Annotated in this window: 10 protein-coding genes; 2 read left to right on the top strand and 8 right to left on the bottom strand. The window is 55.6% G+C overall.

What is annotated here, in order from left to right:
• Positions 1-49: 49 nt before the first annotated feature.
• The 7 genes from JJB07_RS01450 to JJB07_RS01420 form a co-directional block, all read right to left on the bottom strand.
• The gene (locus tag JJB07_RS01450) at positions 50-613 is read right to left on the bottom strand and encodes a nucleotidyltransferase family protein (RefSeq protein ID WP_201630508.1); all 564 of its coding nucleotides are present in this window, start codon (positions 611-613) and stop codon (positions 50-52) included.
• A 46-nt stretch (positions 614-659) separates the two neighbouring features.
• Complete coding sequence (locus JJB07_RS01445; RefSeq protein ID WP_201630506.1) at positions 660-1,403, bottom strand: YheC/YheD family protein; 744 nt, start codon at positions 1,401-1,403, stop codon at positions 660-662.
• Between the two features lie 70 nt (positions 1,404-1,473).
• The gene (locus JJB07_RS01440; protein WP_201630504.1) at positions 1,474-2,745 is read right to left on the bottom strand and encodes an ATP-binding protein; all 1,272 of its coding nucleotides are present in this window, start codon (positions 2,743-2,745) and stop codon (positions 1,474-1,476) included.
• 115 nt (positions 2,746-2,860) lie between these two features.
• Complete coding sequence (locus JJB07_RS01435) at positions 2,861-3,067, bottom strand: YwbE family protein (RefSeq protein ID WP_201632646.1); 207 nt, start codon at positions 3,065-3,067, stop codon at positions 2,861-2,863.
• Positions 3,068-3,099: 32 nt separating this feature from the next.
• Positions 3,100-3,816 (bottom strand): HNH endonuclease family protein, encoded by a 717-nt coding sequence (locus JJB07_RS01430; protein WP_201630502.1) that lies wholly within the window; start codon positions 3,814-3,816, stop codon positions 3,100-3,102.
• A complete protein-coding gene (locus tag JJB07_RS01425) occupies positions 3,803-5,164 on the bottom strand; it encodes an AAA family ATPase (protein WP_236587552.1) in 1,362 nt (453 codons plus the stop codon). Before JJB07_RS01425 ends, JJB07_RS01430 begins: the two co-directional genes overlap by 14 nt.
• A gap of 92 nt (positions 5,165-5,256) precedes the next feature.
• Positions 5,257-7,650 carry a penicillin acylase family protein gene (locus tag JJB07_RS01420; RefSeq protein ID WP_201630500.1) on the bottom strand — a complete coding sequence of 798 codons (2,394 nt, stop codon included), beginning with the start codon at positions 7,648-7,650 and terminating at the stop codon, positions 5,257-5,259.
• Positions 7,651-7,838: 188 nt separating this feature from the next.
• Here JJB07_RS01420 and JJB07_RS01415 point away from each other — a divergent pair, with 188 nt between their 5' ends.
• Together JJB07_RS01415 and JJB07_RS01410 are read left to right on the top strand one after the other, a co-directional pair.
• Positions 7,839-9,059, top strand: coding sequence for an MDR family MFS transporter (locus tag JJB07_RS01415; RefSeq protein WP_201630498.1), 1,221 nt, complete (start codon positions 7,839-7,841; stop codon positions 9,057-9,059).
• 60 nt (positions 9,060-9,119) lie between these two features.
• Positions 9,120-9,425 (top strand): DUF4190 domain-containing protein, encoded by a 306-nt coding sequence (locus JJB07_RS01410; RefSeq protein ID WP_201630496.1) that lies wholly within the window; start codon positions 9,120-9,122, stop codon positions 9,423-9,425.
• A 44-nt stretch (positions 9,426-9,469) separates the two neighbouring features.
• Here JJB07_RS01410 and JJB07_RS01405 read toward each other — a convergent pair whose 3' ends face one another.
• Complete coding sequence (locus JJB07_RS01405; RefSeq protein WP_201630494.1) at positions 9,470-10,636, bottom strand: GNAT family N-acetyltransferase; 1,167 nt, start codon at positions 10,634-10,636, stop codon at positions 9,470-9,472.
• Positions 10,637-10,727: the final 91 nt, after the last annotated feature.

Genomic DNA, 10,727 nt, shown 5'->3' with positions numbered 1-10,727 from the left:
AAAAACGTGCAACCGCTTGCGCTCATTCTGCCCTCATTGTATTGCAAATTCAGAAAGCTTGGCAAGCGGAAAAAAGTGCGTTCACCCGCGCCCGGATGCTTTCCGGCAAATCTTGCTCCAACGCCTGAGAGAGCAACTGCGGATGCGCGATGCCCTTTTCACGAAAGTAGGCTTCCAGAGCTTGTACTTTCGGCTCGCGATCCGGCCCCATTAAGAGGTAGAGAACCAACCAATCCTCCGGTGCCGACAGAGGCACCTCTTGCTCTCCGACCTGCACACGCCCCGTGACATGCGCGGCGTCAAACGGAAACTCGTGCGCCCCCGCCTCGTGTGAAATCGTAAACCCCGCCATCACGTCGAGGTCCACGCCGTCAATCTCATAGGTAGTAAAATGCTTCGTGAGATACGGATTCTTCGTCTCCCCCGGTCTCCCGTACCCCAATTTCAACAGTTCCTCATGCACTTTTGGGAAGTCGGGGAGCGCGACCAGCACGTCAAAGTCCCTTGCCGTCTGCACGATTCCGTATTGCTTCAACATCCACGACGCGCCCGCCGCCCATGTGACGCCCGCTCGGTTCAAGAGCCGGGCGACTTTTTCGATCACGAGTTCCATCCAACGTCCCTCCTTGATGAAAAAAAGCTCCGGCCGCTCAGGGCGGCTAGAGCTTCTTTTTGGCTAACTTCGCGGCACGGCGGTACATTTCCTTGTCCACCTTGTGCAAAACGTTGATCGAAGTTCGGGTGTTGACCTCGATCAGCCAGAGCTTGTGCTTGCGGTCGATTCCGATGTCGAGTCCATAGCGTCGGTTGGAAAAGCTCGGCCCGAACACTTGCGCGACCTGTTCGGACATCAGTTGCAACTCCCGCAAAATCGCGGCGCGTTCGTCGAGGGAGAGGTCGAGACTGCGCAAGTACGTCCGAACGGTGAGCAACTTGCCGCCCGACTTGATGTTGGTGATCGCAAGTCCGGGGGCGCCCGCTTTGGCGAAATAGCCGGTGGTTTCCCAGAGGCCTTTTTCGTTGCGTTGGACGAGGGTGCGGATGTCAACGGGCCGTCCGTGCCACGGGGCGAGGCCGATGCCTTGCTGGATGATGAAACGTCGACGGCGGCGCAGGGTCTGGAACCAGTTGTGAAATTCGGCGATGGAGGCGAATGACTTTTTCAGGCGTCCGTGTTGCATCTGGATGCCCTTGCCTTGCTTTGACTTGGTCAGGCAGAGAACGTCGAGTCCGCCGAAGGAGTCGTCCGGTTTGACGTAGAGCGTTTTGAACCGGCGAAGCATCGCGGTCAAGTTCGAGGTGGAGTAGAGGCGCGTCTCCGGTTGGATGTCCGCGAGAGCCGGGACGCCTTGGATCAGGCGGTACTTGTTCCATTTGCTGCCGGACAGACGGGGCTTCTTCACAGGAGATCACCTCCCAGATGGTCTCCTTCACCATATGAGCGAACTCCTGTGACCGTGGCTTGTCCGGGCGCTATTGGGCTTCGACGAGCGGGAAGGTCAGCGTGAACTGCGTGCCGCGGCCTTTTTTGCTATGCACGTCGACGGTGCCGTTCATGACTTCGATGAGGCGGTAGGAAACCATGAGGCCAAGTCCGGTGCCGTTCTCCTTGGTGGAGTAGTACGGGTTGCCGAGGCGCAGGACTTGCTCCTCCGTCATGCCGATGCCTTCGTCGATGATGTGGAGGACGGCGTGGTTTTTCTGGCGGAGGGTGACGAGGCGGATGCGGCCGCCGTTTTTGGTGGCCTCGATGGCGTTTTTGGTGATGTTGATCAACACTTGGCTGAGTTTGGCGGGATCGGCCTCGATGGAGGTCTCATCGCCCAGTTCCGTGAGCAGCTCTACACTATGAAACGCGGCAAAAGAGCCCAAGACGTTCACGAGATTGCGAATCTGCGCGTTGACGTGGACGACTTCGAGCTTCTCCAGTTGCGGTTTGGCAAACGAAAGGTAGTCGCTGATGATCGATTCGGCACGGTCCAGTTCGTCGATGGCGATCTTGATGTAGCCTTGCTGTTTGGTCGCGAGCTCCGATTCGCCGAGCAGTTGCATGAAGCCGCGGGTGACGGTGATCGGGTTGCGGACTTCGTGGGCGATGGAGGCGGCGAGTTGGCCGAGGACGTGAAGTTTCTCTGCGCGCTGAATCTCGCGGCGCATGTGTCCGTTCTCAATCATGTTCTCAATGAGATACGACGCGAGACCGGTGGAGATGCCGCACAGTTCCAAGAAGCCGATGAAAAAATCCATCTGGTCTGCGGTGAAGATCGGAGCCCCCTGCAGATGCAAGGAGATGAAAAAACCGGCCGACGCGCAGAACGCTTCCCAGACTCCGAGGGAGAGCGCCACGAGCGTACGCGAGATTTTGCGAAAGGAGCGCATGTAGCGATGCATGTAGAGAAGCGGCAGAACTTGAAACGGCAGAATCGCCAATTGCATGTACAGTCCGTCTCCTCCGAGGTACCCTCGATACGCGAGCAAGACGGCCACCACGATGCCGCCGATCTTGGGACCTCCATACCAAAATGCCAGAACGACCGGCACCCAGCGCAAGTCGAACTGCATCCCGGCCTGCATATGTACGGGGAACGTCATGCATTTTATCAGGGCGATGGAGAGCAAGAGGGCGATCAACCAGGAGTTCGGTTTCACACCCGCCGGCTTGCGGTCGCGCCAGAGAATTTGATAGAGCAGCACAGGGGCGATGATGATCAACATCTGTAGGATCAAGTCGCGGATATCACTCATGATGTGACCTCGATTTCTATTCCGTTCAATATTTTTAACCAACCTACAATTCGACAGTTTTCGTCATTTTCCTCTCGAATAAAAAAAAGGCAGGGGCGTGTGCCCTGCCTTTTTGTTACGGGTTGGTCGTGGTGATGATTTCTTGGACGCGACCGACTTGGCCGTTGGTGAGACGAACTTTGATGCCGTGCGGATGAGTCGGCGAGTTGGTCAACAGATCCTTGACCACGCCGCGCGTGCGTTTGCCCGTGCGCTGGTCCGCTTTGAGTACGATGTCAACCGTTAAGCCCGGTCTGATGTTGGAACGAGTTCTGCCGTCGATGGGGATGACCTCCTAAGATGCTTTCTTTGGTGTTAGATGAGACGTCTGCGTGGGACCGGTTGTTGGGTTGCGTCGAAGCAGGTTGAGGAAGTGCCTGTGAAGGCGTCGATGAGGCGTTTTTTCATATCAGGATCGTCGTGGAAGACAGTCATCCAGATTGACCAGTAGCCCGTGGCTTTGGCTTGGTTGATGATGTGTTTTTTCATCTTCGCTTCATTAGGAGTGCCAAGGTCCTCCTGGAGATCTTGTCTGGCGTCCGTTGCTTCGTTCCACGCTTCACGTCGCTTTTTCCAACGTTGGTCGGGGAATGTAGGATTGACGGCGATGTCCAGTGAGGGTTTTCTGTGGATGCCTGTCATGTCCAAAGTTCGTTGCGCCCGCTCTTGGATGAGGGTTGGGAGGTTCGAATTGACCTCGATGTTGCCTCCTGCTGTGTAGACAAAGGCGAGATAGGTGTTGTCCCGATCCGGCCAGATGCAGTCGAGGAGGACGAGATGGTTGTGGTGCGCTTTGGTGGAATTGCAGTTGGTGCAGCTCAGGAGAAAGTTGTTCCATTTTAACTCAAAGTGCGGGTGGTGTTGTCGGCACATCTTGTGTTCGACAGCCGGGTTGGACAGTGGACGCTCGCAGTAAGAGCAGTAACTGCCGATGGTTTCGAGGAGCGGGCCTCTGGCGTGTTGATAGGTTGGGAAGGTCAGGATTTGTTGTTGGTGGTCTCTGGGGTGCCTGCTCTTCTCAATCGGTCTCATCGTCGTCTCTCCCCAAGCCGGCTTTCAAGCGTTTTCGTTCGAGGAATGCGTAGTAGGCGACGTTGTCGCTGTAGGGAGCGCTGAGTTCGTCGAGCTTTTGTTTGAGGCGTTGAATTTCTTCGGGTGACGCTCCTTCGGCTTGGTCGAGGAGGTCGTAGTACTGTTGGGCGGCTTCGTACATGTTTTGCAGGTGGTGGCTGCGTTGGGCGAGTGGGAATGGGATTTCCATGACGTTTTCCGCGATGTCTTCGAGACTGCGGTTGACGTACTTTTCTGCTTCGACCCGTTCGTCGTCGTCTTCTTTTTGCAACCAGCGAAGTTCGCCTTCCGAGAGCGACTGCACGATGAAAGGCGAGTGGGTGGTGACAATGAATTGGACGTTGGGGAAGGTGCGTTTGAGATCGTCCACGACCTTGCGTTGCCAGACAGGGTGTAGATGCAAGTCAAGTTCGTCGATGAGGACGACGCCGGGGGTTTCTTGGATGACGCGATCTCGAAGGTGCGGGTTCAAGGTCGCCATGCGATAGGCGATGTCTGCTACCATACCCAACATATTGCGCATTCCGTCGCTTAACATGTCGAAAGGAAGTCTTATTCCTTCTTCGTCAATTGCTACGACTTCCTTAGTATCAAAGTCGTATTCAATGGCATTCCATTTTTCGAAACTATTGCTTACGGCGTTTCGTACGGCTTGTAGGATCTCTAATTCCGTTTGCTTTTGAAGTTCAATCATACGTTTATCTCTAAACCAAGACTCAAATCTCCTCCAATTTACACCAGAGCTTAGGCAATTAAAATAGCCCTCCACGCGTGAACCCGGCTTAGTCGGTAAGTCTGGGAAAAAAGCACGCTTTCCAAATCCGAATGCTGGCTTTTTCGCATACATTCTACCTGTTCCATAATAAGAGAGTAGGGGGAGTTTAATTTCTTTTCCCGCACTTATAATTTCCCGAAGACCTTCTGCATACGTGATCAGGGAAGGGTATTCTGCCCTCTCACTGATCGCGCCTGATGTGTTAACTTTCAGTACTGAACGATCCCACGTTTGTCTACGCCCCTCAACCGTACCAGTACAAACTACACGTGTCGGCAACTGAGGTTCCATCGTCGTAATTTCCCCAATGACGATCTTTTTTTGCCGGACCTCTTCGCTTTGGATGGTCCGAATTTCTCTGCCTTCAATACCCGCCATAAACGATCCTAATGCCACTGCCAAACCATCAAGAATCGTTGATTTCCCCGACCCATTATCCCCGATCAGTACAGTAAACTGCTCTGAAAAGGTAATCTCGCGCCGTTCAAACCCACGGAAGTTTTCGAGTACTAATCTCTCAATCCTCATCTCCATCACCTATCATCCCGAATTATGTAGTATCACCATTATACGCCAAAAAGCCGTGTGCCTCACAGGTGGGGCACACGGCTTTTTAAAAATGATCTCTACTTCACCGGATGCAACGCGAGGCGTTGCGTGTTCTCGGCGTTCTGCTCCGCTTCGTGGAAGGTGCGGAAGATTTCGTAGTCTCCCGTTGCCCAGCGGGCGATGCGGTCGGTGTACCACGGGGTGGTCGGGTCTTCGGATTGGCCGCCGGGGTAGATGCCGGAGCCGGTGTAGTCGTTGTCGAGCACAGCGACCATTCGATAGGAAGCTCCGAACGTCGCGAGCATGCCCGGCGCAACGTTGATCGTGAACGTGTCGCCGTCTGCCGGAACCGGACCGTAGCTCAGCGACGGTTCGCCGAGCATCGAAGCGATGATACGGTGATGCACCGTGCCCCATGTCCACTTCGCAACGTCGTCGCCGAGCTTCTCTTGCAGAGCAGACACCGCTTTGGCAAACGACGCTTGCATCAACTCAGGCGAGGTCCGAACCACACCTGTCGTCGGATCGGTGAAGAACTCATGGGTCGGCTCGTTCAACGTCCAGTGTTCAAGGTTTTGGTTGAGCACCGAGTTCAGATAGTCGATCGGAGACGCGTTGTACTCCGCCACCGGCAGACCTGCCGGATTCATCCACGGATCGAACGTCTCGCGCAGATACGTTGTCCAGAACGTCCACCACAAAGTCGGTGCCACGTCGGATGCGCGCATCTGGTAGTTCCAATCCGCGAGCACGGCGAGCGCTTTTTGCTCCAACTCGTTCGTCGCGGTGAGCGTCGTCAACATCTTCGGCACGATCTGAGACGCGAGGTAATCGCCTGCGTCGTAGTGCATCTCTTTGAAGTCCTCCGGCGAAACTTTGTCCTTCGCCGCGAGCAGTTCGTAGACGCGGTTCGAACGGTAGCCCGGATCGAAGTTCGTCGCCGTGCCGAGGTAGTACGGATAGTCGGCCCCCGCTTGGCGTTGGTTCGAAGTCGCCAGCATGTGCGTATCCGGGTTGGTCGCCATCGGCATCGCAGACTTCGGCGCGATCCCGATGATGTCCGCAACGCCTGTGCCCGACATCGGCAGCCACGGTTTCACGCCGTCGCGGAACATCGCCAGTCGGCCGACGGTCGTGATCCCGATGTTGTTGTCACGGTCTGCACAAACCCAGTTGAGCGGCGTGTTCTCCGCCAATTGAATCCATTCGCGGAACTCTTGCATGTTTTTCGACTTGGTCGCTTCATGGTACGCCACCATCCCGCGACTCGGGATGCCGTACATCCACGTCAACGCATACGGAGCGCCGTTTCGCGTCACGATCGGGCCATGCACAGACGATTGATACGTGTACGACAGCGTCTCTTGCCCACGCACTTCAATTTCGGTCGTCGTGGAGAAAAAGTCGTGCCACGCCCCGTCCCAGAAATATTGGTTGGGATGCTCGTCATCCGTATGTTCCTTATAGAAAAAGTTCGAGGCATTCTGCCCCGCCGTCACACCCCACGCCACATGGTCGTTGCGTCCGATGATGACGAACGGAATGCCCGGAATCGTCGCGCCGGTGATGTTAAAGTTCGGAGCTTCCACATGAAGATGGTACCAAACCGCCGGAAGCGACAACACCAAATGCGGGTCGGACGCCAAAAGCGGCGTACCCGTCGTGGACTTCTCCGCCGAAACGACCCACGAGTTCGAATGACGATCCCGCTTGTCTCGCAGGAACGGAATGTTTTGCACACGAGACAGGAATTCAACGCCTGCATCGACATCGGACGCATCGAGCGTCGCCGCGACCAACTCTTCTACGCTGGCATTCGCTTGCGCTTGGAACTCACGAAAATACTGCTCTTGCGAAATCGGGAAGGGCTGCGGCGGCAATTTTTCAAACGGACCTTGCGCAAACGGTTGTTGCTGATTGGGCGGCAACATCGGGAACAGCTTCGACAGCGTCTCCTCGCCAAATTTCTCGGCAATCAACGAATAAGCAACCGGAATCTCCGTCACGGACAGCAATTGGGCAAGCACCGTGTTGCAGACGATGGAGTCTTGCGGACGCCACGGCTCCGGCGTATACCCGAGCTGTTGGAAAAAGAGCGGCCATTGCCCGCTCGCCCGATATTCTTCCATCACTGCGTTGACCCCGGCGACATACGCTTCCTGCACAATGCGCGTCTCCTCGAACGTTTTCAGCACCTGCCACTCGCCCTCCGCCGTGCGGGCGATGTCGATCTCACGCTGGAACTTGTCCGATTCAAGCAGCGCCGGCCCGACGACTTCAGACAGACGGCCCAACCCTTGGCGGCGCATGAAGTCCATTTGGAACAGGCGGTTTTTCGCATGCAAATACCCGACGCAGAAATACGCATCGGCATCGTTCTCCGCTTTCACATGCGGAGTGCCGTCCGGTTGAATCACGATCTTGGCAAGATGTTTCAAACCCTCATAAGAGACAGTTGTATACTCACTCATTCTATAAATACCTCCCTCACCCCATACGTACTGTAAATCCAAATATTTATTTCGACAAAGCTACACTTAATCTCCTTCACAATCGGATAGAACAGGTAGTTTTTGCCCGCTTATTGTGGGGGACGGAATTAATTGTTAAAATGAAAATGCTTTATACTTTCACACACAGAGTTGAGGTGGCCTACATGATGGAATCCCTCAGAGCTTATCCGCGCGCACTGTGGATGATGGCTCTGAGCGTTACGATCAGTGCGATCGGGGAGAGCTTCCTCTGGCCCCTGACGACTTCGTACATTGAGACGTTTGGCAAATCGCTTACGGTGGCGGGTCTCGTGCTGTTGTGCCAATATGCCACGATGCTGGTTGGCAACTTGGCGGGCGGTTGGCTGTTTGACCGTTGGAGCGGGCGAAAAACGCTGCTGCTTTCCATTACGGCGGCGATGCTCATCTTGCTTGCGATGGGCACATGGCGTTCCTTCCCGCTGTATGTGGGGTTGCTGATCGTGCTCGGTTTTTTCCAAGGCACGTTTTGGCCGATTCTACGGGCGCTGAGCACGGTGATCTGGCCGGAGGGCGGCCGTCGGGCGGTCAACATGATCTATGTCGCCAACAACTTGGGCGTCGCGATCGGCGCCGTCATCGGCGGAATTCTCGCGTCGCACTCGTTCACGTTGGCGTTCTATGGCAATGCGTTGTCGTATATCTTGTTCTTACTCCTGTTTATGAGCAACATTTCCGAATCTCATGTGGAAAAAGCGAAATCGTCCAAGACCGATTCCGCCGGCTCAAAAGGAGCCCCCCGCGAGATCAAGCGCGAGACGTGGGTGGCGTTGTGGCTGTTGACAATCGGACTCGGGTTGATGGTCGTCACCTACAGCCAATGGCAGACGACGATGTCGATGTACGTGCAATCGACGGGCATCTCGCTGTCGAGTTACTCCGTTCTTTGGACGGTCAACGGCTTGGTGATCGTGTTGCTGCAACCTCTGTTATCGTGGTGCATTCAAAAATACGCATGGACGTTGCAGACGCAGATCTTGATCGCGGCGGGGTTGTTTGCCCTCGCGATGGCGACCGTTGTCGTCTGGCCTGCGTATACCGGATTCATCGTCGGCATGGTGATTCTGACGATGGGGGAGATGCTGGCATGGCCGGGTGTTCCCGCGCTGGCGGCGGAGATGGCCGTTCCGGGTCGGGAAGGCATGTTCCAAGGCATCGTCACGAGCGGCCAGTCGGCCGGACGGATGATCGGGCCGCTTTTTGGCGCGTTTTTGTTCGAGCGAATTTCGGCGCAGGGGATGATCGGATTCATGATCGTGCTGTGCGTGCTGGCGGCGGTTTTCTTCTTGCTGTACGATCGATTCGGGTTAAGAAAATCGTTTAGTGTCTCCCGGAAAATAGATGTATAAAATCCAAATTTAGGCTATACTCATGAAGTATCATTTTTTTGAAGGGGGCACTTATACAACATGAACACTCCGATTGAACCGCAAGCGCAACACAACCCGACGACGAACGGCAAAGCGATTGCTTCCATGATTCTCGGCATCGTCTCGCTGGTCATCCCGTACGTGGGTCTCATCACCGGCATCATTGCAATGGTTCTCAGTTCTTCCTCGAAAAAAGACATCGCCCGCACCGGCCAACAAGGCCACGGCATGGCAACGGCGGGTTTTGTCACCGGTCTGATCGCCGTCATTCTCTACGCAATCGTCATTCTCCTCTTCATCATTCTCGGGGTTACTCTCGCTTCCTTAGACGGCTCCGGCTATTAATCAAAAAAACCACCCACTCCTCGGAGCAGGTGGTTTTTTTATGTCTAGAAAAGGGCTTCGTTGAGGTTGAAGTACGGAGCCCTTTTCGGAAAGAGGCGGTGCGAGTCTTGCCCTGTGAGGAGGCCGAGGATTTCCAACTCGTCGCTCGTGTGGAGGCCGAGGGTCAGTTTGGTGAGCGCTTCGGGGGAGGCTTGCAGCGTCGGAGAGAGCTCGCCGTCGACGTAGAGCTGGTGGTTGATTTCGTCGTAGGTCAGTTGCATCCCCATGCCCGTGTAGATCGCGTAGGCTTCCAGCCAGGTCTCCCAGTTAAGAACTTGGAACATCCAGGCGGAGGGAGCGTGGATGGTTTCGGTAGCACCTTGGCGTTTCAAGTGCAGGCCGAGAGAGGTGGTGGCGGGGAACGTGGCTTGAAGTTTGGTTTTGCCGCGTGTTGACGCGAGGGTGTAGAGTGCGTTCAAGACAGCGGGCGCGTGGGCGTTGTCTGAGACGGAGACTTCCTTGAGCACAAGTTTGTCGTCCGCCTCGCCAAGCGATGCGTAGCCGATGATCTCCTCGCCTTGGGTGAAGACTTGGAGATCGGTGAAACAGCGCCCTTGTTCGCCGAGATGCGCGAGTTCAGTTTCCCACCAGTTGAGAGATCGCGTGGGGGTGAGGAAAAAACCGGAGGACTCGCGGTTGTAGATTTCGCTCAGGGCGTGGAGATCTCCATTTTGAAAAGCGCGCGTGTCCGCTCCCGCTGTGAGCTGTTCCGGGAGAGTCTGGCTAAGGCGGTACCACGGGAACGCCGACACGTAGCCGACGCGCGGGTAGTAGGTCGGGTGGCCGAGGACGCAGGAGAAGGTGAAGCCTTTTTCCTTGGCGAGTTGGAGTCCGAAGCGGAGAAGTTGTTCGGCGATGCCTCGGCCTCTGTAGTCGGGCAGCGTTCCAACGGGCGAGAGGACGACGCCGTTGATCTCTCGGGTGCCGATCTGTGCCGGTTTCGGGAGCAAGCTCGCCATGCTGACCAATCGGCCCGTGGCGGTGTCTTCGGCGACGACGATCAGTTCCGGGTCGAGGTCCGGTCGGTTGTAGACCGCCGTGAACAACTCGACGTGCGAGCGTCCGTTGGCAACATCGGGCGTCTCCGTGTAATGCGTGAAAGCTGTATCAATCAGGTCGAGAACCTGCGGGAGTTCGTGCGGTTGGGCCGAGCGAAACAAGAGGTTTGACATTCGATGGAATCCCTCCAAATTTATAAGTTCATTTTGCGCCCATAATAGGGCAACTTTTCCAACTTGTCAATAAAAAAGGAGCTCTCCGTCG

Source organism: Tumebacillus amylolyticus, assembly GCF_016722965.1.
GTDB classification, from domain to species: domain Bacteria; phylum Bacillota; class Bacilli; order Tumebacillales; family Tumebacillaceae; genus Tumebacillus; species Tumebacillus amylolyticus.
This window is presented reverse-complemented; position numbering and strand designations above follow the sequence as displayed.